Genomic DNA, 26,015 nt, shown 5'->3' on the forward strand with positions numbered 1-26,015 from the left:
CGTGCGACTCGTCCGCCGGCCGGTGGCCGTCAGTTCTGGTGCGACTCGTAGTGGGCGACCGCCTCGGCGGTGCGCCCGGCGCCGTACACCCGCAGGAACTCTGCCAGTTCCGGGTGGGTGGGGGCGAGGGTGTCGGCGGCGTCGATGATGTCCCCGGCCGCCGCGACCGACCGCAGCAGCGACTGGATCTCGCGCACCACGCGCTTGACCGTGGGGGCGCCGGAGCCGGTCGCGGTCTGCCCGGTCTGGGAGAGGACCGAGCCGCCCTGCGACTTCTTGATCTCGTCCATCCGCGCGCTCGCCTCCCCCGCGCTGACGCTGCCGTCGGCGACCTGGCCGGCGAGATCCTGGAGCAGCTGCACCCGCTGGACCACCGCCGGGTTGCCGATCTTGGCGCGCTGCCCGCTCATCAGCTGGGAGAGCATCGGGGCGGAGAGCCCGAGGACGGAGGCGAGCCGGGCCTGGTTGAGCCCGAGGTCGTCGATGAGCCGCCGGAACAGCGCCCCCAGCGGCTCCCCGTACCAGTTCCGCTGGAGCTCCCGCGCTCTGGCGGTCGCTTCCTGCTGCGCTGCGTCCATGCCCACTCCCCTTCGCTGCTGCGAACCTCGCCAGCATCTTACGGAGCGTGGTCTGCGCCCGGGAGTCCCTCTTCACCGCCTTCCTCGCCCGTACGGCACATCCGGCTCGACAGGGCCGCGAGACCAGGGAGCGAACTGTTTTGGCGAGATCGACCGGGGAACCGGTACTCTTGGTGCCGGTCGACGCCGACGGGTGCCTCCCGCACACGTCCCGTCCCCCGGGGCCTTAGCTCAGTTGGTAGAGCGCTGTCTTTGCATGGCAGATGTCAGGAGTTCGACTCTCCTAGGCTCCACTCCCCAAGAGGGCCCCCGACCTGCGGAAACGCGGGTCGGGGGCCCTCTTCTCGTGCATCCGGGCAACACCGTGCCCACGCCGGTCCGTCGTGGCGTCGGTGCTATCGGGCGAGGAGTGCGCTGACGGTCTTGCCGCCGCCTGCCCGGGGGCTGACAGCGGTGGCCCGGCTCAGGCTTTTGACCATGGGCCATCCGAACCCTCCGGTCCGGCCCGTCAGGTCGGGGGTGCGCATGCGCGGCGCGCGAGGGCTGCGGTCGTGTACGGCCACCTCGATGCCGTCCGGGTGTGCGGTGAGGTCCAGCCTGCACGTCCCCCCGCCGTGGCGCAGAGCGTTGGTGACGAGTTCGGAGACGACCAGGACCGCCGCGTCGGCCGCCTCGGGCGTGACGGACGGCTCCAGATTGCCGACGAAGGTCCGGGTGGTTCCGCGTGCGTCGGCGGCGGTGGACGCCTCGGTGTGCACAGCGTCGACCTCGGCGCTCATCGTGTCCATGGGTCCCCCTGGTCCTGGGTCGGGCTGCTGCCGACTCCTGCGGTGTTCCTTCTCGTGCCCTGGTGCGCTGCTCGGCAACCGAGCTGACGACAGACTTCCACAGTCGGACGGGGCTGATTACCTCACTGCGAGACACGCGGAAATCTATGACCGCCACAGTAGACATTCGGTCGTGTGGTGGTTATGGTTTTTCCCGTAGCCGAGATCGACCAAGGCTGGCAGAGACGAACTGCCAGGCAGCAGTACCGCAGCTCTGTACGCAGGACGGTGCGGGGGCGGAGTTCCGAAGCCAGCGTTGTTGCAGGAAGGCGACGGGACTGGCCCCCGCACCAGGCGGCCCGCATCACCCAGGGGCTGCCGCGGAAACGCCGCGCTTCTGAGCGGCGGCAGCAGACGCAGTGCGCAATACCTCGGTGAAGGCGCCGGCTGCGGGCGCGCGCACCGAGCGTGACGGCAGTGTGGCTCTGGGCCTGTCCGGCCGGGGCTGCCTGTTGAGGGAGTGGCGCTCCGACAGGCCACGTGCAGTTCGCACCACCGCAGGAAGCAGTAAGCGATCCATCCAGAGGGAAATCGGAGGTTCGAGGCACCATCAGGATCGCCCGGGCGGGTTTCTCGGCCCGGGTACCGCAGGACATCGACAGCGAGGTGGTCTCCGGTCAAGCAACCGCGATCCCCGCAGGCCCGGCAGAATGTTGGCCGGACCGGCGGAAACAGAAGGCCGGCGCAGGATCAAGGCCGGCAGATGGTGTAGTTGTTCCTTCGGGGTCCTGGTGCCACACGGCACCAGGACCCCTCCACGTGTTCCAGAGAGGTGCAATGACAGCAGACGATTCGTTCGGCCGTCTCGACGACGACGACTACCCCGCCTACACGATGGGCCGGGCCGCCGAAATGCTCGGGACCACACAGAGCTTCCTCCGGGCCATCGGAGAAGCCCGCCTGATCACCCCGCTGAGATCCAAGGGCGGACACCGCCGCTACTCCCGCTACCAGTTGCGCATCGCCGCCCGGGCCCGGGAACTCGTCGACCAGGGCACGCCCATCGAAGCGGCCTGCCGCATCATCATCCTCGAGGACCAGCTCGAAGAAGCCCGACGCATCAATGCCGAGTACCGCCGCGCGGCAGCCCCGCCTGCGACCGGTGCCTGATCCGGGGTCGTGGCGACCCGCCACGTTGTCCCTTCTCCGATTCCCCGCATGAACACATGACTGCTGAGAACACCCGTCCGGCGGCACGGAGCCGCGACCGCCGGTATCCCTCCGACGCCCGCCGTGCTCCCGCAGCCGGTGCGCGGCCCGGCGCGCCCACCCCGCCGAGCGGCGGTGAGCCGGAGGACGCGCTGGAGCGGGCGGCCGCCGTGCTGAAGCCAAGAATGCGGGGCTGGTTGCACGCGGGCGTGTTCCCTCTCGCGCTGGCCGGGGGCATTGTCCTGATCACCCTCGCCCGCTCGGCCGCCGCAGTCGACGCCTTCTCGGTCTACGCGCTCTCGGCCTGCCTGTTGTTCGGCACCAGCGCGCTCTACCACAGAGGAACCTGGGGCCCGCGCGGGGAAGCCGTCCTGCGGCGTCTGGATCACGCGAACATCTTCCTGATCATCGCGGGCACCTACACGCCTCTGGCCGTACTGCTGTTGCCGACGGGACAACAGAAGGTGCTGCTGTCGCTGGTCTGGGGCGGAGCCGCAGTCGGCATGGCTTTCCGCGTCCTCTGGATCAACGCCCCGCGCTGGCTCTACACCGTGTGCTACATCGCCCTGGGCTGGGCCGCGGTTTTCTACCTCCCCGACTTCGCACAGGCCGGCGGCACCGCGGTCGTCGCCCTCGTCGTTGCCGGGGGGCTGCTCTACACGGCGGGCGCCACCGTGTACGGCCTCAAGCGCCCCGACCCCTGGCCGCGCTGGTTCGGCTTCCACGAGGTCTTCCACACGCTCACCATCGCCGCCTTCGCCTCGCACTACGCCGCCATCCTCCTGGGAGCCACCTGATCGGGCCGTCCCGCGTCCGGCCCTGTGAAAAGCGCTCGCTTTCGTCGCGGAAACTTCTCTTCACTCGGGGTGCATCGATATCTCTTGCGGCCGGGTCAGGGTTTAGTGTGCCGCGCGAAGAGTGTTTCTACGGGCGCAACCAGAGCGCAAACAGGCCTGCGAGTACTGAACTTTCCGCATGCTACTGTCGACCTCAGTTGCAGTGTGATTGCCGCATTCCAACGCCCCGTCGGGACATCGTCGCGGCGACCCGGTATCCGCGAATCGCGGCGCCGGCGTTCTGCCCCCAGAGGAGAGACGACATGGCGTCCGGCACAGTCAAGTGGTTCCACCCGGCCAGGGGCTTCGGCTTCATCACGCAGGACGGCGGTGGCGCCGACGTGTTCGCCCACTTCTCCAACATCGCCGCCCAGGACTCCCTTGAGCTGCTCGAAGGGCAGAAGGTCACCTTCGACATTGTCATGAGTCCTAAAGGTCCGACGGCCGAGAATATCGTTCCGTCCTGACGCCTGAAAAGCTTTGTACCTGCGGCCCTTATTTCCGGCAGTAGCGACAGGTTCAGCGGAGGCTGCGCGCCTTCGTTTGTGTGCGGCGAATTCGCATGTTCATCGGGCGGCGCCGATCGGCGAAATGCGCCGCATGAATACGTTCCCCGGGTGTTCAGGGAATTCGGTCACGTAGCTGCCCGCTTCAGCGCCGCATGGCTGCTGCCATGGGGCTCATCAGGCGTGCCGCGCTTCGCCCGGTACTGGCTGGCTGGGTTCGTCCTGTGCGGGCGCGATGTTTCACGTGAAACATCGCGCCACCGGTCAGGCGGCCGGGGTCACCGGATCGAGGTGCAGGTCGATGACGGGGCCGAGGCGGGCGGCCAGTTCCTGGGGGGACGTGTCCGGGACGGGGTCCAGGCGGACGAGGTGGCGCGTGAGGGAGAGGCCGATCAGGGTGGTGGCGATCAGGGCGATGCGCAGTTCCACGTCCTCGCCCGTGATGACCTTGCCCAGCGCCTCGCGGATCGATCCCTTCGCGTAGTCGCGCAGGACGGCGGCCGCCGAGCGGTGTGTGGCGGCCGAGCGTAGCGTGGTCATCATGGCGGGACGGGCGGACGCGTCCTCCCAGACCCGCAGGTGGGCCAGCACGATGCGCGAGCCCAGACCGACGCGGTCACCGGCGGCCGCCTCCGCGAGCGCCTCCGGCATCCGCAACGGGATCTCCAGGGCGTTCAGGAAGAGCTTCTCCTTCGTTCCGTAGAAGTGGTGGACCAGTGCTTGGTCGACTCCCGCTGTCTCCGCGATGCGACGCACGCTCGTCGCGTCGTAACCGCGCTCCGCGAAGCACTCCCGTGCGGCGTCCAGGATCTGCTCGCGGGTGCGGTTCTCCCCCGGCCGGCGGCCACCCGGATGGCGCTGCGGCGGTTGCGGCGTTTCCGGGGGCTGCGGTTGCGGCTCGGGCGGCGTGGAGCGCGGGAGGGTCATACGGCCAGGATATAACTCAGCCCCTGGTGAATTCATCGCTTGCTGAGTTGTATGGTGGGCGCGGAGGCGAGCGGTCCGGTGATGTGCCGTCCGCGTCCCGGCCCCTGAGGCCGACGCGCTCCCTCCCCTCCCCTCTTTCTCCCTGTCCCTCTCCGGTTCCGGCGCATGGCCTGGTGGTCAGCTGCGACGTCCCACGAAAGGCCCGGCTCATGGCTTCCACACCTCACGAGAACGAACCCGGCTCCCGGCACCCCGACGGCGGAGCCTCCGTGGCTCCGGCGGACGAGGGGGACCGTGAGGTGCGGGGCGAGGGAGGCGGCTCCGGCAAGGGGGCGGCGAAGAAGCTGCTGCCGGTGGTCCTCGTCCTCACCGGGGTGCTCTCCGCGATGCTGGTCGTCTTCGGCCTCCCCGCGGTGAACGGCGGCCCGCACCACGTGCCCGTGGGCCTGGTGGGTCCGCAGGCCGCCGCGGAGGCGCTCGGCAAGCAGCTCGACCAGCGCCAGCCGGACGGCTGGGAGGTCACCTCCTACCCGAGCACCGACGCCCTGACCCAGGCGATACACGACCGCGACGTGATGGGCGGCTTCGCCCCGGACGGCCAGACCCTCACCGTCTACACGGCGAGCGCCGCGGGCAACCCCAGCTCCGCCGCGATCAACGGCATCGGCAACGCCGTCGCCGCCCAGCAGGGCATGGAGGCGACGACGGAGAACGTGGTGCCCTTCCCCGAGGACGACCCGAACGGCGCCGGGCTGACGGCGGCCGCCCTGCCGATGATCATCGGCGGTGTGCTCCCGGCGGTGGCGATGGTGCGGCTCTTCCCGGGCCACGGCGGGCTGCGGCTCCGCCTCACCGGCGCGGTCCTCTTCGCTCTGGCCGCCGGCTTCGCCCTGGCGGCCATCATCCAGTTCGGCTTCGGCTCGGTCGACGGCACCTACTGGACGACGGCGCTGGGCCTCTCCCTCGGTATGGCGGCGCTGACGCTCCCCTTCCTCGGGCTGGAATCCCTCTTCGGCTTCGTCGGGCTGGGCGCGGGCATCGTCGTGATGATGTTCGTCGGCAACTCCCTCTCGGGGCTGGCGACCGGCGCCCACTGGCTGCCCAACGGCTGGGCCACCCTGGGCCAGCTCATGCCGCCGGGTGCCTCCGGCAGCCTGCTGCGGGCCAACGGCTTCTTCGACGGTACGGGCGCGGGCGGACCGGTGGCCGTCCTCGCGGCCTGGGCCGTGATCGGCCTGCTCCTCATCCTCCTGGCCGACCGGCGAGGAGGACGCGGCACGGAGGAGAAGCAGGCTGAGGTGGCCACCGCCTGATTCTGCGTCTGCCCCGGAGGGCGGCGCGCACGAGGAGGGGCTGGATGTTTCACGTGAAACATCCAGCCCCTCCTCGTTGTCCGGGACCCGGGCGTGCCCAGCACGCACGCGCTCGCATCGGGGCGATGTTTCACGTGAAACATCGCCCCGACGCGAAGCCCGGCGCAGCCGTGAGGGCGGGGTCCGAAGGAGTTCTTCGGACCCCGCCCTCACGGAGCCGGCCTGGCGATGCGTCCCGGGCCGGCCAGTCGGATCAGGCCGACCTCGACCCGCCCTCCTCGTCCAGGCTGTCTGCCTCGGCGTCGGCCTGCTTGGCGCGTACCTCGGGATCGAGGAGGCCCTGGCCGGTGCCGTCCACGGAGGTCAGCGGCGGGCCGTCCGGGACCTCGGTCGGCGCCGGGGGCTCCACCAGCCAGTCCGGGTTGGCCTGCTTGTCCCACCACTTCCAGGCGGCGAGCGCGGCACCCGACACGGCCCCGAGCACCAGGATCGAGACGGCGAACCGCTTGCCGCGACCCTTGCGCTGCTGCTTACGGGCCAGCTTCTCGATCTGCTGGGCGCTCACCTGTCCGCGCAGGGCGGCCAGCGCGGCGGCGGACCGGGCGGCCGCCTCCTCGCGGGCCGGCTGGGCGGCGGCCACGGCCTGCTCCAGCCGCGGCCGGGAGTAGGCGGCGGCCTGGTGGGCGGCCCGCTTGGTGTGCACGGCCGCCTTGTGCGCGACCTCGTCGACCTTGGGCGGGACATGGGCGAGAGCGTGCTCCACATGCGGCGCCAGGTGGGCGTCGTAGCGGAGACGGGCCTGGTCGGCTGCCTGGGCGGCCGCCAGCGAGACCTTGGGTGCGAGCCGGACGCGGGCCTCATGGCTGAGGTGGGCGGCGCGTTCCTTGGCTGTTTCGGCGTAGGGAGCCACCGCCTCCGCGGCGTGCCGCGCGCTCTCCTTCGCCGAGCCGGTCGCGGCGCGCACGCTGTCGATGCGGGTCACGGGTTCCTCCTCCTCGGTGGCGTATGTGAGTGCCTGGGGTATGCCCCAGAAGGCGAATAGTTCACCGAATAGCTCGCCTTTCCACCCTTTTCGCGATGATGCCTTCCCTCAGGGCCCACAGCACACAGGGACAGGCATCCGGGTCATGCTGTGCCGCGATCGGTTCCTCGCGGCGGCCCTCTGCACCGCGCGTGCCCGCTCTTCGGCGGCCCACTCCTGGGGTGTTGCCGCATACGGGGTGCCCCTGGGAGGTAATCGCCCGAATCGGAGGAGTGAAGTGCCCGGCACGTCCGGTCCGTGCGAGGATCGGTGGGTCACAGAGGACAACGGAAGGCAGATCGTGGCTGAGCAGCTTTACGCCACCCTGAAGACCAACCACGGCGACATCAACGTGCGGCTCTTCCCGAACCACGCGCCGAAGACGGTCAAGAACTTCGTCGGGCTCGCCACGGGTGAGCAGGAGTGGACGAACCCGGAGACCGGCCAGAAGACGTCCGACAAACTGTACGACGGCACAGTCTTCCACCGGGTGATCAGCGGCTTCATGCTCCAGGGCGGCGACCCGCTGGGCAACGGCACCGGTGGCCCCGGCTACCAGTTCGCCGACGAGTTCCACCCGGACCTCGCCTTCAACAAGCCCTACCTGCTGGCCATGGCCAACGCCGGCCCGGGCACCAACGGCTCGCAGTTCTTCATCACCGTCGCGCCCACCGCCTGGCTGACCAACAAGCACACCATCTTCGGTGAGGTCGTGGACCCGGCGAGCCAGAAGGTGGTCGACGAGATCGCCGCCGTCCAGACCAACCCGCGCACCGACCGCCCCGTCAACGACGTGGTCATCGAGTCGGTCGTGGTGGAGAACCGCGAGGGCTGATCCCCCACGGTTCACCGCTCGCCGGTGAATCCGCGCAGGGAACCTTTCCGCCCCGCCCATCCGTACAGAGGATGGGCGGGGCGGCGCGTTGACCGCGCGGTCCGGGACGCCGTACGAGGAATGTTGTGAGGGGAAGAGATCCCATGGATCAGGGCCCATCAGGAGCGCCTGGCGCGCGTGACGCCCACAGCCTGCCCGGCTGCTACCGCCACCCGGACCGTGAGACCGGGATCAGCTGCGTCCGCTGCGAGCGGCCCATCTGCCCCGAGTGCATGGTCAGCGCCTCGGTCGGCTTCCAGTGCCCCGACTGCGTCCGCGGCGGCTCGGGCACCGGCTCCTCCGCGGTGAACGCGCCGCGCACCATCGCCGGCGGCACCATCACGGCCGACCCCCGGCTCCTCACCAAGATCCTGCTGGGGATCAACGCCGCCGTCTTCCTCGCCGTCCTGGTGCTGGGCGACGAGTTCGTGGCGCACCTGATGCTGGTCGGCGCCTTCCCGCCGCCGGAGTTCGGCTGGGAGCCGGTCATGGGGGTGGCGGCCGGCGAGTGGTACCGGCTGATCACCTCGGTCTTCGCCCACCAGGAGTTCCTGCACTTCGCCTCCAACATGCTCCTGCTCTGGTGGCTCGGCGGACCGCTGGAGGCAGCCCTCGGACGCGTCCGGTACCTGGCGCTCTACCTGATCTCCGGCCTGGCCGGCGGCGCGCTCACCTACGTCATCGCCGCTCCCCAGCAGCCCTCGCTCGGCGCCTCGGGCGCGGTCTTCGGGCTGATGGGCGCCACCGTCGTCCTGATGCGGCGGCTCAACCAGGACCTGCGTCCCGTCCTCGTCCTGGTCGCGCTGAACCTCGTCTTCACGGTGCTGGCCCCCAGGATCGCCTGGGAGGCGCACGTCGGCGGTCTGGTCGCGGGAGCGATCATCGGCTACGCCATGGTCCACGCGCCGCGCGGGCGCCGGGCGCTGATCCAGTGGGGGACCTGCGGTGCCGTCCTGGTGGTCGTCCTGGTCATGATCGTCGTCCGGACGATGGCGCTGACCTGAGGGCTTGCCGCCCGTAGCAGAGATCTGCGGCCGGTTGTGCACATCGCGGTGTGCACAACCCGTCCGGGGGAGCGACACGCCATAGTTGTACACATGTTCGAATCTCGAGGCGAGGGTTATCCACAGTCTGTGCCGGATCTTGTGCACGGGGTGCGGAACGCCGTCGCCCCTCGCCTCTGACCTGGTGGTTTCCAGGAGGGGCAAGGGGCGAACAGAGGTCCTACGTATCGGCGGCCAGTCATATCGGCGTCAACCGCAGATGAGTTATCCACAGATCTTCCGACCTTTTCCCCAGGTGTGGATAACCCAGTGGATAGCTTGGGGCAGGGCTTGCCTCAGCGGGCCGGAAGTGCTGCGGGCCGGTCGGCTACTTCCACTGGGTGGAGACGCCGAAGCCGGCCGCGATGAAGCCGAAGCCGATGACGATGTTCCAGTTGCCGAAGGCGTCGATCGGCAGGCTGCCGTCCGTCAGGTAGAAGACGACGATCCACGCCAGGCCGATCAGGAACAGGGCGAGCATCACCGGTGCCACCCAGCTGCGACTGGTCAGCTTTATCTCGGTGGACTGCTTCGCCGGGGGCGGCGTGTAATCAGCCTTCTTGCGGATACGTGACTTCGGCACGAGGGTCTCTCCTGTCGATGCGCTGCGTGGCCGCGCAGGGGGACGGGGGCTGGCTCCGGGCGGACGGCCCGGGGCGGTGTGGTCTCCCCCGGCCGTCCGTTAGCGTAGTGCTTCCGTGGTGCCGAAGGAGAGCAAGGGTACGTTGAGCAATTCTGCCGACTCACCCCACGCGGACTCCAGTCCTGACCGTGGGCGATTCCGCTGGCGTCCCGTGCGTCTTCTCACCGTGGGCGTCTTCGCGCTGGCCGGTCTGATCTTCGTGACCAGCTTCAACACGGCGCGGGGGACCAATATCCGGACCGATACCGCGCTGCTGAAGCTCTCGGACCTCATCCGGGACCGCAGCCACAAGAATGGCGAGCTGGACGAGGCCAACAGTGCGCTGCGCAAGAAGGTCGAGGCGCTCGCCGAGCGCGACGACGGCAGCACCGAGGCCGAGGACGCGAAACTCGGCGCCCTGGAGAAGTCCGCCGGGACCAAGCCGATCTCCGGCCCCTCCGTCTCCGTCACCCTGGACGACGCCCCGCCCGACGCCACCGCCAAGCTCCCCGGCTACCCCGAGCCCCACCCGAACGACCTGGTGATCCACCAGCAGGACCTGCAAGCCGTGGTGAACGCCCTCTGGAAGGGCGGCGCCACGGGCATCGAGGTCATGGGCCAGCGGCTGATCTCCACCAGCGCGGTCCGCTGCGTCGGCAACACCCTGATCCTCCAGGGCCGCGTCTACTCCCCGCCGTACAACGTCACCGCCGTCGGCGACCAGGAGAAGCTCAAGCAGGCGCTCGCCGAGTCCCCCGAGATCCAGAACTACATGCTCTACGTCAACGCCTACGGCCTCGGCTGGAAGGTCGAGGACGCCGGGAAGACCAAGCTTGACGGCTACTCCGGCACCGTCGACCTGCACTACGCGAAGCCGGCCTCCTGAAGCAGGCCCCACCCTGCGGGCCCGCTCGATGTTTCACGTGAAACATCGTGGTGGTTTCACGTGAAACATCCCCCGTTTCACGTGAAACATCAGCTCCCCGCGCCCGCCCGGCGATGTGGCAAGTCCCGCAATCCGCCGGGACGCCCCGGGGAGATGGCTGATCCCTTTAGTCTGGTGCAGCAACTACGTGAGTCGGTATGCCCAGCGGTCAACCATCGCGAGCGGCAGGACAAGTGGGGACGGCATGTACGGCTGGATCTGGCGGCATCTGCCGGGCAATGCCTGGGTGAGGGCGTTCATCTCTCTGATTCTCGCCCTCGCTGTGGTCTACGCGCTCTTCGAGTACGTCTTTCCGTGGGCCGAGCCCCTGCTCCCGTTCAACGACGTGACCGTGGACGACGCCCAGGGGGCCCACCGATGAGCGCACGCATTCTGGTCGTCGACAACTACGACAGCTTCGTCTTCAACCTCGTCCAGTACCTCTACCAGCTCGGTGCCGAGTGCGAGGTCGTGCGGAACGACGAGGTGCGGACCTCCCACGCCCAGGACGGCTTCGACGGCGTCCTCCTCTCGCCCGGGCCCGGCGCCCCCGAGCAGGCGGGCGTCTGCATCGAGATGGTCCGCCACTGCGCGGAGACCGGCGTCCCCGTCTTCGGCGTCTGCCTCGGTATGCAGTCGATGGCGGTCGCCTACGGCGGCGTGGTGGACCGGGCGCCGGAACTGCTCCACGGCAAGACCTCCCCGGTCTTCCACGAGGGCCGCGGGGTCTTCGCGGGGCTCCCCTCGCCCTTCATCGCCACCCGGTACCACTCGCTGGCGGCGGAGCCCCTGCGCGTGCCCGAGGAGCTGGAGGTCACCGCCCGCACCGCCGACGGCATCATCATGGGCATCCGCCACCGGACACTGCCCGTCGAGGGCGTCCAGTTCCACCCCGAGTCGGTCCTCACCGAACACGGGCACCTCATGCTCGCCAACTGGCTGGCGGAGTGCGGGGACACCGGGGCCGTCGGCCGGTCGAGCGGGCTCGCGCCGGTGGTGGGCAAGGCCACGGAGTGACCGCACTGCGGCCCGAGCGCGAGTCGGCCGCCGGGGGGCCGGTCGACCCGCTCACGGACCCGCTCCCCGACGTGCTGGCCGGCGGCCACAGCTCCCCGTGGTTCCGCGCCGAACAGCCCCCGCAGCAAGTCCAGGGCCACGACCTCTCCGCGCCCCAGCCTCCCCCCGCCGACCCGTACGCGCAGCTTCCCGCCGACGCCTACGCGGCGCCCCCGCAGGACGACGCCTACGTCGGACATTCCCCGTACGAGGGCGGCCCCGGCTGGACCGCCTCCCCGGAGACCTACCCGGCACCGGAAGTCGCCGAGGAGCCGTACAGGCCCGTTCCGGAGGCTCCCCGGGACGACGAGACGATGGCGCTCCGGGCGGCCGACCCCGCCCGAACGGACGAGGAACGCGACGAGACCCCGCCAGCCACCACCACCGCCGCCGGTGCCGAGGGCGGCCGGGCAGCCCGGCGGAAGGCGGCCAAGCGGAACGCCAGGCCGGGCGGACGCCGGGGCACGGGCCGCCGCCGCGCCGGGGCCCCCGCGCCCGAGGCGTCCGGAACCCCGGGGGGCGGGGGCGAGCCCCCGGAGCGCCCGCGCACCCGCGTCGAGGCGCGCCGGGCCGAGCGGGCCCGGAAGCCGAGCGCCGCCACCGTCGCCAGCCGGGCGGTCGGTGAGCTCTTCATCACCATCGGCGTTCTGATGCTGCTCTTCGTCACCTACCAGCTCTGGTGGACCAACGTCCGCGCCCAGCAGCAGGCCGACGGCGCCGCCCACAACCTCCAGCAGGACTGGGAGCAGGGGAAGCGGAAGCCGGGGGCGTTCCAGGCCGGTCAGGGCTTCGCGATCCTGCACATACCGAAGCTGGACGTCGTCGTCCCGGTCGCCTCCGGCATCGACAAGCAGCGCGTCCTCGACCGCGGCATGGCCGGCCACTACGCGGAGGGCGCCCTGAAGACGGCCCTGCCCAGCGCGAAGGAGGGCAACTTCGCCGTCGCGGGCCACCGGAACACCCACGGCGAGCCCTTCCGGTACATCAATCGGCTCACACCGGGCGACCCGATCGTGGTGGAGACCCAGGACACCTACTACGTGTACGAGATGGCGAGCATCCTGCCGCAGACTCCCCCGTCCAACACGGCCGTCATCGACCCCGTGCCCGCCGGATCGGGGTTCACCGAGCCGGGCCGGTACCTCACGCTCACCACCTGCACCCCGGAATTCACCAGTACGTATCGGATGATCGTCTGGGGCAAGATGGTCGAGGAACGGCCGCGCAGCAAGGGCAAGCCCGATGCGCTCGTCGATTGAGTCGGACCGGACGGACGGGGCAGGGTCAGTGGCAGCGACGAAGACGCAGGACAGGACGGGCGAGGAGTCCGTCACCGCACCGCGCAGACGCAAGCGCGGCATCATCGCGACCACGGTCGGGGTCTTCGGCGAGCTGCTGATCACCGCGGGCGTCGTCCTCGGCCTCTTCGTCGCCTACTCCCTCTGGTGGACCAACGTCGTCGCCGACCGCGAGGCCGGCAAGCAGGGTGACGCGGTGCGCGACCGCTGGGCGGGCGGCCCCGGGGCGCTCGACACCAAGGACGGTGTGGGCTTCCTCCACGTCCCGGCGATGAAGAACGGCGAGGTGCTCGTCAAGAAGGGCACCGAGGGCTCCATCCTCAACAAGGGCGTCGCCGGCTACTACACGGACCCGGTGAAGTCGGCGCTCCCCTCCGACGACAAGGGCAACTTCACCCTGGCGGCCCACCGCGACGGCCACGGTGCCAAGTTCCACAACATCGACAAGATCAAGAAGGGCGACCCGATCGTCTTCGAGACGAAGGACTCCTGGTACGTCTACAAGACGTTCGCGATCCTCCCCGAGACCTCGAAGTACAACGTGGAGGTCCTGGACGCCGTCCCGAAGGAGTCCGGCGCCGAGAAGCCCGGCCGGTACATCACCCTCACCACCTGCACGCCGGTGTACACCTCGGACTACCGCTACATCGTCTGGGGCGAACTGGACCGCGTCGAGAAGGTCGACAACCAGCGCACCCCGCCGGCCGAACTGGGCTAGCCCCCCCGGCGGGCCATGCGCTCCCGCCCCCGCCCACGACGAAGCCCCGGCACCGATCATCCGGTGCCGGGGCTTCACGTGTTCGTGCCTGCCGTGCGGGAGGTCAGTCCCGGCCGCGGCCGCCGCCGAAGATGCCGCCGCCGTCCTCGCCGGGCGGGCCGACCGTGGTCAGGTTGACCGCGGTGCCCTTCGGGACCTCGGCGTCCTCACCCGGGTCCAGCGCGGCGACGAGGGCGTTGTCGTCGGGCGAGCCGGAGACGTTGCCGACCGTCAGGCCCGCGTCGGTCAGGGCCTTCTTCACGTCGCCGAGCTTCTGGCCGCGCAGGCCGCCCGGAACCTTGACCTTCTCGGCCGCCTTGGCGATCTTCAGGGTGACCGTGGAGCCCGGCTGGACCTGAGCCTGGGCCGCGGGGGTCTGGGAGAAGACCTTGCCGGCCTCCGCCTCGTTCTCCTCCTCGACGCAGTTGGCCTTGAGGTCGCTGCCCTCCAGCTGCGAGGTGGCCTCCTCACAGCTCTTGCCGCTCACGTCCGGCACCGCCGTCATCGCCTTCTCCTTGGCGACGGTCAGCGTGATCGTGGTGCCCTTCTCGACCTCGGAGTCCCGGTCGGGGTCCTGGCCGATCACCGTGCCGGGCGTCTGGTCCGACTCCTCGGCCTTCTGCTCGATGTCGGTGAAGCCCTTCGCCTTGAGCTGCTCCTCGGCCTTCTCGAAGGAGAGCCCCTGGACGTCCGGGACGGTGATCTTCGGGGCGCCGGTGGAGACGACGACACTGACCGTGCTGCCCCGCTCGACCTTGGCGCCGTCGCCGCCGCCCGGTTCGGGGTCCTGGCTGCAGATGTGCTTGGCGGGCTGGTCCTCGCACTCCTCGCGGGCGGAGACGTTCAGCTCCAGGTCGACGTTGCCGGCCTTCTTCTTGGCCTCGGAGAGGGTGCTCCCGACGAGGTTGGGGACGGAGACCTTGTTGTCGCCCCCGCCACCGCCGAAGAGCGACTTCCCGATGAAGATGGCGCCGATCAGCACCAGGATGCCCGCGGCGATCAGCAGGATGGTCGAGGTGTTGGTGTTCTTCTTCGGCTGCTGGCGCCGGCGCCCCGGCCGGTCGTCGTAGCCGTAGCCGCCTTCGTCCGGGTTGACCGGCGGGAGCATGGAGGTGGCCGCCGAGCCGTCCTGCGGGCGCATCGCCGTGGTCGGCTGGTCGTCCGGGTAGCCGCCGTAACCGACCGCGCCCATGGCGGCGGTGGCGCCGACCGGCTGGCCGTCGAGGCACGCCTCGATGTCGGCCCGCATCTCGTCGGCTGACTGATAGCGGTAGTCCGGGTCCTTGACCAGGGCCTTCAGGACGATCGCGTCCATCTCGGGCGTGATCTCGGGATCGAAGACGCTCGGCGCCTGGGCCTCTTCGCGCACGTGCTGGTAGGCGACGGCGACCGGGGAGTCCCCGACGAAGGGCGGCCGGACGGTGAGCAGCTCGTAGAGCAGGCAGCCCGTGGAGTACAGGTCGGAACGGGCGTCGACCTGCTCGCCCTTGGCCTGCTCCGGGGAGAGGTACTGGGCGGTGCCGATGACGGCGGAGGTCTGCGTCATCGTCATGCCGGAGTCGCCCATGGCCCGCGCGATGCCGAAGTCCATGACCTTGACCTGGCCGTTGCGGGTCAGCATCACGTTGGCCGGCTTGATGTCGCGGTGGACGATGCCGGCCCGGTGCGAGTACTCCAGCGCCTGGAGGATGCCGATCGTCATCTCCATGGAGCGCTCCGGCAGCAGCTTGCGGCCGGAGTGCAGCAGTTCACGGAGGGTGGAGCCGTCGACGTACTCCATGACGATGTACGGGATCGAGACCCCGTCGACGTAGTCCTCGCCGGTGTCGTAGACGGCGACGATCGCCGGGTGGTTGAGCGAGGCGGCCGACTGGGCCTCACGGCGGAACCGGGCCTGGAAGGACGGGTCGCGGGCGAGGTCGGCCCGGAGCGTCTTCACGGCGACGGTCCGGCCGAGACGCGTGTCGTGGGCGAGGTACACCTCGGCCATGCCACCACGGCCGAGCACCGAGCCCAGCTCGTACCGGCCGCCCAGGCGACGCGGCTCTTCCATAGCTACCTACCAGCTCTCTCCGTCGGTCCCGACCGCACCCGTGTGTGGTCCGGCGGTGTGCTGCCCGGCCATACGGTACCCGCCCCGCACAGGCCGTTCCGGCCCTGGCCGTGAGCTGATACCTGACCGGTATCCCCGCGCGTGAAGATCCACAACTTCCGGACCGTGACGGGGTTCATAGCCGGCTGCGGGCTCACTTCTTGTTGTTGACGACCGCCTCCATGACGGACTTGGCGATCGGCGCGGCGAGGCCGCCACCCGAGATGTCCTGGCGGTCGGCGCTGCCGTCCTCGACGACCACCGCGACCGCCACCGGGGAGCCCTCGGCCGTCTTGGCGTAGGAGATGAACCAGGCGTACGGCTTCTCGCTGTTGTCCACACCGTGCTGGGCGGTACCGGTCTTGCCGCCGACGGTGACGCCCGGGATGCGCGCGTTGGAGCCCGTGCCGTCGTTGACGACCGTCTCCATCATCTGCTGGAGCTTCTGCGCGTTCTCCTTGGAGAGCGGCTCGCTCATCTTCTTCGGCTCGTGCGTCTCGATGGTGTCGAGCCCCGGCGCCTGCAGCTGACTGACCATGTACGGCTCCATGAGGACACCGTCGTTGGCGATGGCCGAGGTGACCATGGCCATCTGGAGCGGGGTGGCGGCGGTGTCGAACTGGCCGATGGAGGAGAGCGCGGTCTGCGACTTGTCCATCTCCTTGGGGAAGACAGAGGCGTTGGAGCGGACCGGCGTGAACTGCTCCTCGTTGAAGCCGAACTTCTCCGCCGTCTCCAGCATCTTGTCCTTGCCGAGATCGGCGCCGATCTTGCCGAAGACGGTGTTGCAGGAGACCCGCAGCGCGTCGCGGAGAGTCGCGTCCTTGCAAGGGATGTTGCCCTCGTTCGGCAGCGGCGTCGTGGTGCCCGGCATGATCCACGGGAGCGGGGTGTCGGTCTTCGCGTCGATGTCGGTGACCAGCCCGTGCTCCAGGGCGGCCGCCGCCGTGAGGACCTTGAAGGTCGAGCCGGGCGGGTACGTCTCGCGCAGCGCGCGGTTGACGAGCGGCTTGTCCTTGTTCTTGTCGAGCTTGGAGAACTCCTCGCCGTCCTTGTTGGTGATCCCGGCGAAGACTCCGGGGTCGTAGGACGGGGTGGAGGCCAGGGCGAGGATCGCGCCGGTCGACGGGTCGAGCGCGGCGACGGCGCCCTTGCGGTCGCCGAGCCCCTCGAACGCCGCCTTCTGGGCGCTCTCGCTGAGCGTCGTGACGACGTTGCCGCCCTCCTTCTTCTTGCCGGTCAGCATGTCGAGCGTGCGGCGGAAGAAGAGGCGGTCGTCGTTGCCGGTGAGGATGCCGTCCTCGAGGTTCTCGATCTGCGAGGCGCCGACGAGCTGCGAGGCGTACCCGGTGACGGGGGCCCACATCTCGCCGTTCTTGTAGGTGCGCTTGTACTCGTAGTCGGTGCCCTCGGTGGCCTTGGAGCCGGTGATGGACTTGCCGTCGACGATGATGTCGCCGCGCGGCTGGGCGTACCGCTCGATGGAGACGCGGCGGTTCTTCTCGTGCGTGGCCAGGTCGTCGGCCTTCACGTACTGGATCCAGTTGGCCCGCACCAGCAGGGCGAGGACCAGCAGACCGCAGAAGATCGCGATCCGGCGCAGGGGCTTGTTCACGGGCGCACCACCTGGGTCATCTCGGCGTCGGGGGAAGGAGCCGGCGCCGGGGCGGGACGGCGTGCGGTGTCACTGATGCGGATCAGGATGGCGACCAGCGCCCAGTTGGCGAGCACCGACGAACCACCGTACGCGAGGAACGGCATGGTCATACCGGTCAGCGGGATGAGCCCCATCACGCCGCCGGCGACCACGAAGACCTGGAGGGCGAAGGCGCCGGTCAGGCCGATGGCGAAGAGCTTGCCGAAGGGGTCACGGGCGGCCAGCGCGGTGCGGGCACCCCGCTCGATGATCAGCGCGTAGAGGAGGAAGAAGGCCATGACGCCGGCCAGTCCGAGTTCCTCGCCGACGGTGGAGAAGATGAAGTCGGAGTTGGCGGCGAAGCCGATGAGGTCGGAGTCGCCCTGGCCGAGGCCGGTGCCGAGGACGCCGCCCGAGCCGAACGACATGACCGACTGGCCGATCTGCTCGCAGGCGCCGGAGTCGGCGTAGCAGCTGAAGGGGTCGAGCCAGGCGTTGACGCGGGCCTGCACGTGCGAGGCGAAGGAGGCGACGCCGACCGCGCCGGCCGCCGCCATGCCCAGGCCGATGACGATCCAGCTGGTCCGCTCCGTCGCCACGTACAGCATGATCACGAACATGCCGAAGAAGAGGAGCGAGGTGCCGAGGTCGTTCTCGAAGATGAGGACGAGGAGGCTGACCGCCCAGATCATCAGGATCGGGCCGAGGTCGCGGCCACGCGGCAGGTAGAGCCCCATGAAACGGCGGCTGGCCAGCGCCAGCGCGTCCCGCTTCACCATCAGGTACCCGGCGAAGAAGATCGCGATCACGATCTTCGCGAACTCACCGGGCTGAATGGAGAAACCGCCGACGTTGATCCAGATCTTGGCGCCGAAGACGTCCGCGCCGAGTCCCGGCACGAGCGGCAGCAGCAGCAGGATGATCGCGCCGACCATGGAGATGTACGTGTACCGCTGGAGGATGCGGTGGTCCTTGAGGAAGATCACCACGGCCACGAAGAAGGCGATGGCGATCGCGGAGTACATCAGCTGGCTGGGCGCCGAGGGCGAGAAGGTGCCGTACGCCTTCATCGACAGCTGCTGGAGCCGCTCCGACTGGTCCAGGCGCCAGATCAGCACCAGGCCCAGGCCGTTGAGGAGGGTCGCCAGCGGGAGCAGCAGCGGGTCGGCGTAGGGCGCGAAGCGGCGCACCACGATGTGGCCCACGCCGGCCAGCAGGCCGAGGCCGATGCCGTAGCCGATGAGGCCGGTGGGGATCTCGTCGTTGATCGCGAGGCCCACGTTGACGTACGCGAACACGGGGATGACCACCGCGAACACCAGAAGGGCTAGTTCGGTGTTGCGGCGGCTCGGCGCACCGATGGCCCCGATGGTGGAAGTCTGTGTCGTACTACTGCTCATGGCGTGAAAAGGCCCCCAACGGCTGCTTACTGCTTACCGCACAGCGGGACCAGCTTCTGCTCTTCCTCCGAGAGGCTGGGGCCGGGCGTGGGAGTGGCATCGGACTTGTTCTTGCTCTTGGCGTCGTCGGTGAGGTCCTCGGCCGCGTCGGAGTCGCCCTTGCCGGGCTTCGCCTCCTCCTGCTGCTTCTGCGCGGCGGAGCGGCGCTCGGCGTCCTTCTTGCAGGCGGACGCCTGGACACCGAGTTCCTCGACCTTCTCCCTGGCCTCGTCCATGCCGCCCTCGGCGATGGTCGCCTCCACCTGCTTGCGCTGGTAGGGCGGGAGGTACTTGAGTTCGATCTCGGGGTGGTCGCGGTGGACCTTGGAGAGCGACACCCAGGCCAGGTCCTGGTTGATGCCCTGGAAGAGGGCGACGTGGTCGTCCTTGGTTCCCACGTAGTACTGGGTCTGGGTCCAGCGGTAGCCGCCGTAGAGGCCGCCGCCGACGACCGCGAGGACCAGCACCGTGTAGAACGACCGCTTCAGCCAGGCGCGCCCGCGCCGCGGCTTCTCGAAGTCCCCGTCGCCGTACGCGCCGAAGGAGTTCTCCGGGGCGTACTCGGCGGAGGAGCCGCTGCCGGGCGGGCCGAAGGAGCCGCTGGGGGCGGCCGGCCTACGGCCGAGGCCCGCCGCGCGGCCGGCCGGGGTCTCCATGGCACCGCTGTCCTGCTGCTGGTGCTGGTTCTCCGCGACCGCGCCGACCACCACGGGGGTGTCGTTGAGCTGCGTGGTGAGGGTGTCGTTGGAGTCGACGTCGAGGACGTCGGCGACGATGCAGGTGATGTTGTCCGGGCCGCCGCCGCGCAGGGCGAGCTGGATCAGCTCCTGGATGGTCTCCTGCGGGCCCTGGTAGCTGGCGAGGGTCTCCTCCATCGTCTGGTGGGAGACGACGCCGGAGAGGCCGTCGGAGCAGATCAGGTACCGGTCGCCGGCGCGGACCTCGCGGATGGAGAGGTCGGGTTCGACGTGGTCGCCGCTGCCCAGCGCGCGCATCAGCAGCGAACGCTGCGGGTGCGTCGTCGCCTCCTCCTCGGTGATGCGCCCCTCGTCGACGAGGCGCTGCACCCAGGTGTGGTCCTGCGTGATCTGCGTGAGCACGCCGTCCCGCAGCAGGTACGCGCGGGAGTCGCCGACGTGGACGAGGCCCAGGCGCTGGCCGGTCCACAGCAGGGCGGTGAGCGTGGTGCCCATCCCCTCCAGCTGCGGGTCCTCCTCGACCATCACCCGGAGCTGGTCGTTGGCCCGCTGCACGGCGGCGCCCAGCGAGGTCAGGATGTCGGAGCCGGGGATCTCGTCGTCGAGCTCCACGAGGGTCGTGATGACCTCGGAGCTGGCGACCTCGCCCGCGGCCTGGCCGCCCATGCCGTCGGCGATGGCGAGAAGGCGGGGGCCGGCGTAACCGGAGTCCTCGTTCCCCTCCCGGATCATGCCCTTGTGCGACCCCGCGGCGAAGCGCAGTGACAGGCTCATGCGCCGCACCTCGCCTGTCGACGGTTCCGGGTACAGCCGGTCTGATCGAGCCACACTGCCCACCCTCCGGTCGGGAGCGCCTCCTGAATCGGACCCTGACGGTGGATCACGACGGCCCGCTCGCTCCGCTCGCTCATTGTCGTACTACTTCCGCAGCTCGATGACGGTCTTGCCGATACGGATCGGTGCGCCCAGCGGAATCGGGGTCGGGGTGGTGAGCCGGGTCCGGTCGAGGTAGGTGCCGTTGGTCGACCCGAGGTCCTCGACGATCCACTTGCCGTCGTGGTCCGGGTAGATCCTGGCATGCCTGCTGGAGGCGTAGTCGTCGTCCAGCACGATCGTGGAGTCGTGGGCGCGGCCGAGGGAGATCGTCTGCCCCTGGAGGGCGACGGTGGTGCCGGTGAGTGACCCTTCGGACACCACCAGCTTCGTCGGTGCCCCGCGCCGCTGGCGGCCCGATCCGCCCTGGGCGCGCTGCTGCGGCGGCGCGGCCTGCTGGCGTTGTTGCTGCGGACGCGCTTCGGCGGTCCGCCGTGCTCCGCGCTGGGTGACGCGTGTGCCGAACAGGTCGCTCCGGATGACCTGGACGGCCACGATCACGAACAGCCACAGAACGGCCAGGAAACCCAGCCGCATGACCGTCAGGGTCAGCTCTGACATTGCCCCCGCTTCACCCTTCGGCTTGCCGGTAAATGATGGTGGTGTTGCCCACGACGATTCGCGAGCCGTCGCGGAGCGTAGCGCGGGTGGTGTGCTGTCCGTCCACCACGATGCCGTTGGTGGACCCGAGGTCCTGGACCGTGGAGGGCGAACCCGTCCGGATCTCGCAGTGTCTGCGCGAGACTCCGGGGTCGTCGATCCGCACGTCCGCCTCGGTGCTGCGGCCCAGTACGAGGGTGGAGCGGGAGATCTGGTGGCGGTTGCCGTTGATCTCGATCCAGCGGCGCGCGGTGGAGCCCGCGCCGGCCTGCGAGGGACCGCCGCCGTGCGTCCCGGGCGGGGGCCCCGCCGGCATGGGAGGCGGGGAGGCGGGGGGCTGCGGGTAGCCGTAGCCGCTCTGCGGCGGACGGCCGGGAGCGGGGGCCGGGCCGCCGCCCTGCGAGGGCGCCGGGGGGTACGCGTGGCCGCCGGGGGCGGGTGCGCCGCCCGGCGTCTGGGAGGTGCTGGAGGCCAGCGTGCGGCTGCGGACGCGGTACAGGCCCGTGTCGAGGTCGTCGGCCTTCTCCAGGTGGACCTTGATGGGGCCCATGAAGGAGTACCGCTGCTGCTTGGCGTAGTCGCGGACCATGCCGGACAACTCGTCGCCCAGCTGGCCCGAGTACGGGCTGAGCCGCTCGAAGTCCGGGGTGGAGAGCTCGACGATGAAGTCGTTGGGCACGACCGTGCGGTCGCGGTTCCAGATCGTCGCGTTGTTGTCGCACTCGCGCTGGAGCGCGCCGGCGATCTCGACCGGCTGCACCTCGGACTTGAAGACCTTGGCGAAGGTGCCGTTGACCAAACCCTCGAGACGCTGCTCGAAACGCTTCAGGACTCCCATGGGGCACCTCCTCCGTCGTTGGCTTCCTGGTACTGCTTACTGATCGTATCCACGCGCCGGGAAATCGGCTGGTTCCCCCTGTCGGCCCCGCCCACGAGTGTCGCCCCTCACAAGACATGCCCCGTGCACGCCGATTCACGACTCGGGGCGAACCTTCCCGGGGGACCCTGCCACGGCCACGGGTGGCCTTGCCAGGGTCCTGGGTCCCGGCGCCCGCTGCCGGGTGCCGCGAGGCGGGCGCCCACGTCGCGGGCGCGGTCCGGACCCTCTCACGGGCCGGACGTCGTCGCGCCCTCCCGCCCGCGCACCGTGCCTTCCCGCTGCTCTCCCTGTTCAGTGTCGCGTATACGGGACGGAGACGGGAGCGGCCGGCGCCGAATCGTCCCTTCCCGGGCGCGGGCGGGGAGAGGGCGGGGCGGAAGGGTCCTGCGGGAGCGGGGGCGAGCCCTGCGGAGGATCTCGTTCCGGTGGTTCGGCGGGTCGCGGCCGGGCTCGGGGAAAGGGATGTGATTCCACCCTGAACACCGTGCTAATCTTCTGCATGTCGGAAGGCGCCGCGCCCACCAGGGCCGGACCGGAAGGCAACACCCAATGCGCGGGTGGCGGAATAGGCAGACGCGCTGGATTCAGGTTCCAGTGCCCGAAAGGGCGTGGGGGTTCAACTCCCCCCTCGCGCACCATGGAGACCGGGTCTCCATCAGGACGAAAGTTCTGGTGGGGGCCCGGTTTTCGTTGTGCCTGGGGGCGTTGAACCCGGGTGGTGGGGCGCCGGTGGTGCGGGTGGGACGGCTGGCGTGGGGGCGGTGCGCCGCCTTGATCGAGGCCGCGATTCATGTGATGTGACGATTGTCTCAGGGGCGCTGGCCGGTGGCCTGCGGCCGGGGCGGACTTTTCGGCCGGGGTGCGGAAGCGCCCGCGCCCCGGAACGTGCGGCTCCGCCGGTGGCGGGCGCGGGTGTTCCGGGGCGCGGGGCGGGCCGGATGCGGCGTCAGACGGTCGCGGGGGCCTCGGTGAGGCGGGCGGCGAGGGCGCGGGCCTTCTCGCCGGCCTCCTCCAGGGCCTTGGCGCGGGATGCCTCGAAGAGCGGTATCAGCTCGGACATCGCCGGGTTGACCGGGGCAAGCGTCAGCTCCGGGACGATGAAGTCGACCTCGGCGCCGAGCATGCCGGCGACCAGCTTCTCCAGGTAGTTCTGGACGAACTCGAAGCTCTCGCGCGGGGTCCCCTCGGCGTACGAGCCGCCACGGCTGGCCACCACGGTGAAGGGCGTACCCGCCACCGTGCCGGTCTCGCCGCCGGTGCGGCCGACGATGATCACCTGGTCGAGCCAGGCCTTGAGGGTCGAGGGGATCGTGAAGTTGTACATGGGGGCGCCGATCAGCACGGCGTCCGCCGACTCCAGTTCGGTGGCCAGCTCGTCGCGGAGCGCGACCGCCGCCCGCTGCTCCTCGGTGTGCTCGGAGGGGTCGGAGAACCCGGCCGACACCGCGGTGAAGTCGAGGTGCGGCACCGGGTGGGCGCCCAGGTCGCGGTGGACGACCTTCCCGTCCGGGTGAGCCTCGGTCCAGGCCTTGACGAAGGCGGCGGTGACCTCGCGGGAGGCGGAGCCTGCCGGGGAGATGGCGGAGTCGATGTGGAGCAGCGTGGCCATGGGGGTCTCCTGGGGGAGCTGAGGCGGGCCCGGCATGGCGACGTCGATGGCGCCCGGTCCTGCCTGTTGTTTAGTACGCAACTATGGATAACACAGGAGCTTACTTTTTTTCATCCCCTTCCCCGGGCCCAGTACCCTGAGAGGTATGGCGGGCAACGGCAAGGCCACGGGAACGGACGGCGCGCGCAGCGGCGGCGCCGGGAACGACCGAGCGCAAAACGAGGCCGAGGCGGGCGAACGCGCGGAGACCGCGCCCGTGCCGGAGCCCTGCGGCAGGGTCGACCTGGGCATCACCCGGGTCTTCGAACTGCTCGGCAAGCGCTGGACCGGCCCGATCATCGCCGTCCTCATGACCCAGCCCGTCCACTTCGCCGACCTGCGCCGGGCCATCCCCGGCATCAGCGAACGGATGCTCTCCGACCGCCTGAGCGAACTGGCCGCGGCCGGACTCGTCCTGCGCGAGGTCACCGAGGGCCCGCCGCTCCGCGTCTCCTACCGGCTCACCGAATCCGGCGCGGAACTGGGCCCCGCGCTGTCCGCCCTCCGATGCTGGGGCGAGAAGCATTTGCTGGGCGGCGTGGTGGGCGAGCCGGGGGCGGGCTGCTGACGGCCCGAGTCCTTGGCGGGGCGTGGGTTCGCGGTGGGGCGGGTGGGGCTGGGGTGACTCGTGTGGGGGACGGAGTTGTCCACAAACCGGGGTTGTCCACAGGGCTCGGCGGCCTTCTCACGGCGGCGGTACGGTCGCTTTCGCGAGGCAGGGCGTACGCGACGAGTGGGCGGCGGCTTCGCGGTCAGGGCCTTGTCCGGCGTGGTGCGGGCGGGGCGGTCGGGGCGTGCCCGAGGGTGCGGGGTCGAGGGGGAGACGATCAGATGACGGAGACCGTGACGGAGCGGGTGTTGGAGGCCGGGGCGGGCGGGGTGACAGTGCCTGGCGGCGGACAGGCGGGCGGGGCGCCCATGGGGCGGGCCGTGAAGCTGCCCCGGGTGGCCGGGTTCGCGAGCAGGCCGGAGCGGGACGATCCCCGCCGGGCCGGGAAGGCCCTGCGGGAACGGGTCCCGCGCGGCGCCCACGCCGGTCTGGTGATCGACCCGGACCGGCCCGACCCGGTGACGGCCGTCGAGGAGTCCAACCAGGGCCGTCTGCCCGCACTGACCCCGATCCGGGTCGGCAGGATGGCGGCCGGCCCCTTCGCCTTCCTGCGCGGCGCGGCCGGGCTCATGGCCTACGACCTGGCGCGGACTCCGGTGACCGAGGTCGGGGCCCATCTGTGCGGCGACGCGCACGCCGGCAACTTCGGCCTCTACGGCGACGCCCGCGGCGGGCTCGTCATGGACCTCAACGACTTCGACGAGACGGCCTACGGCCCCTGGGAGTGGGACCTGAAGCGGCTCGCGACCTCGCTGGTGCTGGCCGGACGGGAGGCCGGGACGGACGAGGCGGGCTGCCGGGACGCCGCCCGGGACGTGGCCGGAGCCTACCGGCGGACGATGCGGCTGCTGGCCCGGATGCCGGTGGCGGACGCGTGGAACGCCGTGGCCGACGAGGAACTGGTCTCGCACGCCGACGCCAAGGACCTCCTCGGCACCCTCGGCCGGGTGTCGGAGAAGGCCCGGCGCAACACCAGCGCCCGTTTCGCCGCCCGGTCCACCGAGGCCACCGCCGACGGCGGCCGCCGCTTCGTCGGCGCGGCTCCCGTACTGACCGAGATATCCGACGACGAGGCCGCACAGGTCGCCGCCGCGCTCGGCCCCTACCTCGGCACTCTTCCCGGGGACCGGCTCCCTCTGCTCGCCCGGTACGCGGTGCAGGACGTGGCGTTCCGTGTGGTCGGCACCGGGAGTGTCGGCACCCGGTCGTACGTCGTGCTGCTCCTCGACCACCGGGGGGAGCCGCTGGTCCTGCAGGTGAAGGAGGCCAGGCCCTCGGTGCTGGGGCCGCACCTGGGGCGCGCGGGGTTCCCGGTGCCCGAGGCCGGCCACGAGGGGCGGCGGGTGGTGCTTGGGCAGAAGCGGATGCAGGTGGTGAGCGATGTTCTGCTGGGCTGGACTTCGATTGATCAACGGCCCTATCAGGTAAGGCAGTTCAGGAACCGCAAGGGGAGTGTGGACCCCGCTGCGCTTCCGGCTGACCAGGTGGACGACTACGCGCGAATGACCGGGGCGCTGCTGGCCAGGGCGCATGCGCACAGTGCCGATCCGCGGCACATAGCGGGGTACTGCGGCAAGGGGGAGGTGTTCGACGAGGCGGTTGCGGGGTTCGCGGTGGCCTATGCGGATCGGACGGAGGCCGATCATGCGGGGCTGGTGGCGGCGGTGCGGGCGGGGCTGGTGGCGGCGGAGATGGGGGTTTAGGGGGAGCGGGGTGTGGGGTGGGTTGAGGGGTCGCGTGGGGTGGGGTGTGAGCGGGAGGGCTGTCTCTTATACACATCTGACGCTGCCGACGACTCCTTCCGTGT

General features: G+C 70.2%; 25 protein-coding genes and 2 tRNA genes. 15 read left to right on the forward strand and 12 right to left on the reverse strand.

The window, feature by feature from the left end; genetic code table 11:
* Window positions 1–29: 29 nt before the first annotated feature.
* On the reverse strand, window positions 30–578 hold the full coding sequence (locus IF45_RS0113210) for a helix-turn-helix domain-containing protein (protein ID WP_003949358.1): 549 nt from the start codon (window positions 576–578) through the stop codon (window positions 30–32).
* Between the two features lie 220 nt (window positions 579–798).
* On the opposite strand from IF45_RS0113210, the gene IF45_RS0113215 reads away from it, so the two are divergent.
* Window positions 799–871 (forward strand) — tRNA-Ala (locus IF45_RS0113215).
* A gap of 102 nt (window positions 872–973) precedes the next feature.
* Here the strand turns inward: IF45_RS0113215 and IF45_RS0113220 are convergent.
* On the reverse strand, window positions 974–1,366 hold the full coding sequence (locus tag IF45_RS0113220; RefSeq protein ID WP_003949356.1) for an ATP-binding protein: 393 nt from the start codon (window positions 1,364–1,366) through the stop codon (window positions 974–976).
* An 816-nt stretch (window positions 1,367–2,182) separates the two neighbouring features.
* Here IF45_RS0113220 and IF45_RS0113225 point away from each other — a divergent pair.
* The 3 genes from IF45_RS0113225 (at window position 2,183) to IF45_RS0113235 (ending at window position 3,857) form a co-directional block, all read left to right on the forward strand.
* Window positions 2,183–2,515: a MerR family transcriptional regulator gene (locus IF45_RS0113225; RefSeq protein WP_003949355.1), complete on the forward strand. Its 333-nt coding sequence runs from the start codon at window positions 2,183–2,185 to the stop codon at window positions 2,513–2,515.
* 56 nt (window positions 2,516–2,571) lie between these two features.
* Complete coding sequence (gene trhA, locus IF45_RS31370; protein ID WP_030307533.1) at window positions 2,572–3,351, forward strand: PAQR family membrane homeostasis protein TrhA; 780 nt, start codon at window positions 2,572–2,574, stop codon at window positions 3,349–3,351.
* Window positions 3,352–3,653: 302 nt separating this feature from the next.
* A complete protein-coding gene (locus IF45_RS0113235) occupies window positions 3,654–3,857 on the forward strand; it encodes a cold-shock protein (RefSeq protein WP_008410919.1) in 204 nt (67 codons plus the stop codon).
* Window positions 3,858–4,160: 303 nt separating this feature from the next.
* On the opposite strand, the gene IF45_RS0113240 is transcribed toward IF45_RS0113235, so the two are convergent.
* Window positions 4,161–4,823, reverse strand: a complete 663-nt coding sequence (locus IF45_RS0113240) for a TetR/AcrR family transcriptional regulator (protein WP_030307535.1) — start codon at window positions 4,821–4,823, stop codon at window positions 4,161–4,163.
* A gap of 209 nt (window positions 4,824–5,032) precedes the next feature.
* On the opposite strand from IF45_RS0113240, the gene IF45_RS0113245 reads away from it, so the two are divergent.
* A complete protein-coding gene (locus IF45_RS0113245) occupies window positions 5,033–6,136 on the forward strand; it encodes an ABC transporter permease (protein WP_030307537.1) in 1,104 nt (367 codons plus the stop codon).
* A 253-nt stretch (window positions 6,137–6,389) separates the two neighbouring features.
* Here IF45_RS0113245 and IF45_RS0113250 read toward each other — a convergent pair whose 3' ends face one another.
* On the reverse strand, window positions 6,390–7,118 hold the full coding sequence (locus IF45_RS0113250) for a DUF5324 family protein (protein ID WP_003949350.1): 729 nt from the start codon (window positions 7,116–7,118) through the stop codon (window positions 6,390–6,392).
* A 340-nt stretch (window positions 7,119–7,458) separates the two neighbouring features.
* Here IF45_RS0113250 and IF45_RS0113255 point away from each other — a divergent pair, with 340 nt between their 5' ends.
* On the forward strand, window positions 7,459–7,992 hold the full coding sequence (locus IF45_RS0113255; protein ID WP_003949349.1) for a peptidylprolyl isomerase: 534 nt from the start codon (window positions 7,459–7,461) through the stop codon (window positions 7,990–7,992).
* Between the two features lie 143 nt (window positions 7,993–8,135).
* Window positions 8,136–9,035 (forward strand): rhomboid family intramembrane serine protease, encoded by a 900-nt coding sequence (locus tag IF45_RS0113260; RefSeq protein WP_026235273.1) that lies wholly within the window; start codon window positions 8,136–8,138, stop codon window positions 9,033–9,035.
* A 367-nt stretch (window positions 9,036–9,402) separates the two neighbouring features.
* On the opposite strand, the gene crgA is transcribed toward IF45_RS0113260, so the two are convergent.
* Window positions 9,403–9,657 carry a cell division protein CrgA gene (gene crgA / locus IF45_RS0113265; protein ID WP_003949347.1) on the reverse strand — a complete coding sequence of 85 codons (255 nt, stop codon included), beginning with the start codon at window positions 9,655–9,657 and terminating at the stop codon, window positions 9,403–9,405.
* Between the two features lie 142 nt (window positions 9,658–9,799).
* On the opposite strand from crgA, the gene IF45_RS0113270 reads away from it, so the two are divergent.
* The 5 genes from IF45_RS0113270 (at window position 9,800) to IF45_RS0113290 (ending at window position 13,693) form a co-directional block, all read left to right on the forward strand.
* Window positions 9,800–10,582 (forward strand): DUF881 domain-containing protein, encoded by a 783-nt coding sequence (locus tag IF45_RS0113270; RefSeq protein ID WP_174905212.1) that lies wholly within the window; start codon window positions 9,800–9,802, stop codon window positions 10,580–10,582.
* 286 nt (window positions 10,583–10,868) lie between these two features.
* On the forward strand, window positions 10,869–11,003 hold the full coding sequence (locus tag IF45_RS33890; RefSeq protein ID WP_255246246.1) for a hypothetical protein: 135 nt from the start codon (window positions 10,869–10,871) through the stop codon (window positions 11,001–11,003).
* Window positions 11,000–11,638, forward strand: a complete 639-nt coding sequence (locus IF45_RS0113280) for an aminodeoxychorismate/anthranilate synthase component II (protein ID WP_030307542.1) — start codon at window positions 11,000–11,002, stop codon at window positions 11,636–11,638. Before IF45_RS33890 ends, IF45_RS0113280 begins: the two co-directional genes overlap by 4 nt.
* Window positions 11,635–12,936: a class E sortase gene (locus IF45_RS0113285; protein WP_030307543.1), complete on the forward strand. Its 1,302-nt coding sequence runs from the start codon at window positions 11,635–11,637 to the stop codon at window positions 12,934–12,936. The genes IF45_RS0113280 and IF45_RS0113285 overlap by 4 nt, the downstream gene beginning before the upstream one ends.
* Window positions 12,937–12,964: 28 nt before the next feature.
* Window positions 12,965–13,693, forward strand: coding sequence for a class E sortase (locus tag IF45_RS0113290; protein WP_010644559.1), 729 nt, complete (start codon window positions 12,965–12,967; stop codon window positions 13,691–13,693).
* Between the two features lie 103 nt (window positions 13,694–13,796).
* On the opposite strand, the gene pknB is transcribed toward IF45_RS0113290, so the two are convergent.
* The 6 genes from pknB to IF45_RS0113320 all read right to left on the reverse strand — a co-directional run bounded on the left by pknB (window position 13,797) and on the right by IF45_RS0113320 (window position 21,908).
* Window positions 13,797–15,785, reverse strand: a complete 1,989-nt coding sequence (gene pknB / locus IF45_RS0113295; RefSeq protein ID WP_030307545.1) for a Stk1 family PASTA domain-containing Ser/Thr kinase — start codon at window positions 15,783–15,785, stop codon at window positions 13,797–13,799.
* A 193-nt stretch (window positions 15,786–15,978) separates the two neighbouring features.
* Window positions 15,979–17,439 (reverse strand): peptidoglycan D,D-transpeptidase FtsI family protein, encoded by a 1,461-nt coding sequence (locus IF45_RS0113300; RefSeq protein WP_003949340.1) that lies wholly within the window; start codon window positions 17,437–17,439, stop codon window positions 15,979–15,981.
* Complete coding sequence (locus IF45_RS0113305) at window positions 17,436–18,860, reverse strand: FtsW/RodA/SpoVE family cell cycle protein (RefSeq protein ID WP_003949339.1); 1,425 nt, start codon at window positions 18,858–18,860, stop codon at window positions 17,436–17,438. Before IF45_RS0113305 ends, IF45_RS0113300 begins: the two co-directional genes overlap by 4 nt.
* Window positions 18,861–18,886: 26 nt before the next feature.
* Window positions 18,887–20,371: a Stp1/IreP family PP2C-type Ser/Thr phosphatase gene (locus IF45_RS0113310; RefSeq protein ID WP_030307547.1), complete on the reverse strand. Its 1,485-nt coding sequence runs from the start codon at window positions 20,369–20,371 to the stop codon at window positions 18,887–18,889.
* Between the two features lie 144 nt (window positions 20,372–20,515).
* Window positions 20,516–21,031, reverse strand: coding sequence for an FHA domain-containing protein FhaB/FipA (locus IF45_RS0113315; RefSeq protein ID WP_003949337.1), 516 nt, complete (start codon window positions 21,029–21,031; stop codon window positions 20,516–20,518).
* A gap of 10 nt (window positions 21,032–21,041) precedes the next feature.
* Window positions 21,042–21,908 carry an FHA domain-containing protein gene (locus IF45_RS0113320; protein WP_010644566.1) on the reverse strand — a complete coding sequence of 289 codons (867 nt, stop codon included), beginning with the start codon at window positions 21,906–21,908 and terminating at the stop codon, window positions 21,042–21,044.
* 593 nt (window positions 21,909–22,501) lie between these two features.
* On the opposite strand from IF45_RS0113320, the gene IF45_RS0113325 reads away from it, so the two are divergent.
* A tRNA-Leu gene (locus tag IF45_RS0113325) sits at window positions 22,502–22,588 on the forward strand.
* 308 nt (window positions 22,589–22,896) lie between these two features.
* On the opposite strand, the gene IF45_RS0113330 is transcribed toward IF45_RS0113325, so the two are convergent.
* The gene (locus IF45_RS0113330) at window positions 22,897–23,559 is read right to left on the reverse strand and encodes an FMN-dependent NADH-azoreductase (RefSeq protein ID WP_003949334.1); all 663 of its coding nucleotides are present in this window, start codon (window positions 23,557–23,559) and stop codon (window positions 22,897–22,899) included.
* Window positions 23,560–23,704: 145 nt separating this feature from the next.
* Between IF45_RS0113330 and IF45_RS31375 the strand changes: the two genes are divergently transcribed.
* Window positions 23,705–24,166, forward strand: coding sequence for a winged helix-turn-helix transcriptional regulator (locus IF45_RS31375; RefSeq protein ID WP_008410761.1), 462 nt, complete (start codon window positions 23,705–23,707; stop codon window positions 24,164–24,166).
* Window positions 24,167–24,429: 263 nt separating this feature from the next.
* Window positions 24,430–25,911: a DUF2252 domain-containing protein gene (locus IF45_RS0113340; RefSeq protein WP_030307549.1), complete on the forward strand. Its 1,482-nt coding sequence runs from the start codon at window positions 24,430–24,432 to the stop codon at window positions 25,909–25,911.
* Window positions 25,912–26,015 lie beyond the last annotated feature (104 nt).

Source organism: Streptomyces albidoflavus (assembly GCF_000719955.1).
Classification (GTDB): domain Bacteria; phylum Actinomycetota; class Actinomycetes; order Streptomycetales; family Streptomycetaceae; genus Streptomyces; species Streptomyces albidoflavus.

Coding starts and splice junctions, on each gene's coding strand:
- IF45_RS0113225 (WP_003949355.1), top strand. CDS start 2,183: ATGACAGCAGACGATTCGTTCGGCCGTCTCGACGACGACGACTACCCC.
- IF45_RS31375 (WP_008410761.1), top strand. CDS start 23,705: ATGGCGGGCAACGGCAAGGCCACGGGAACGGACGGCGCGCGCAGCGGC.
- IF45_RS0113245 (WP_030307537.1), top strand. CDS start 5,033: ATGGCTTCCACACCTCACGAGAACGAACCCGGCTCCCGGCACCCCGAC.
- IF45_RS0113220 (WP_003949356.1), bottom strand. CDS start 1,366: ATGGACACGATGAGCGCCGAGGTCGACGCTGTGCACACCGAGGCGTCC.
- pknB (WP_030307545.1), bottom strand. CDS start 15,785: ATGGAAGAGCCGCGTCGCCTGGGCGGCCGGTACGAGCTGGGCTCGGTG.
- IF45_RS0113340 (WP_030307549.1), top strand. CDS start 24,430: ATGACGGAGACCGTGACGGAGCGGGTGTTGGAGGCCGGGGCGGGCGGG.
- IF45_RS0113315 (WP_003949337.1), bottom strand. CDS start 21,031: ATGTCAGAGCTGACCCTGACGGTCATGCGGCTGGGTTTCCTGGCCGTT.
- IF45_RS0113330 (WP_003949334.1), bottom strand. CDS start 23,559: ATGGCCACGCTGCTCCACATCGACTCCGCCATCTCCCCGGCAGGCTCC.
- IF45_RS0113310 (WP_030307547.1), bottom strand. CDS start 20,371: ATGAGCCTGTCACTGCGCTTCGCCGCGGGGTCGCACAAGGGCATGATC.
- trhA (WP_030307533.1), top strand. CDS start 2,572: ATGACTGCTGAGAACACCCGTCCGGCGGCACGGAGCCGCGACCGCCGG.
- IF45_RS0113305 (WP_003949339.1), bottom strand. CDS start 18,860: ATGAGCAGTAGTACGACACAGACTTCCACCATCGGGGCCATCGGTGCG.
- IF45_RS0113260 (WP_026235273.1), top strand. CDS start 8,136: ATGGATCAGGGCCCATCAGGAGCGCCTGGCGCGCGTGACGCCCACAGC.
- IF45_RS0113280 (WP_030307542.1), top strand. CDS start 11,000: ATGAGCGCACGCATTCTGGTCGTCGACAACTACGACAGCTTCGTCTTC.
- IF45_RS0113210 (WP_003949358.1), bottom strand. CDS start 578: ATGGACGCAGCGCAGCAGGAAGCGACCGCCAGAGCGCGGGAGCTCCAG.
- IF45_RS0113235 (WP_008410919.1), top strand. CDS start 3,654: ATGGCGTCCGGCACAGTCAAGTGGTTCCACCCGGCCAGGGGCTTCGGC.
- IF45_RS0113320 (WP_010644566.1), bottom strand. CDS start 21,908: ATGGGAGTCCTGAAGCGTTTCGAGCAGCGTCTCGAGGGTTTGGTCAAC.
- IF45_RS0113240 (WP_030307535.1), bottom strand. CDS start 4,823: ATGACCCTCCCGCGCTCCACGCCGCCCGAGCCGCAACCGCAGCCCCCG.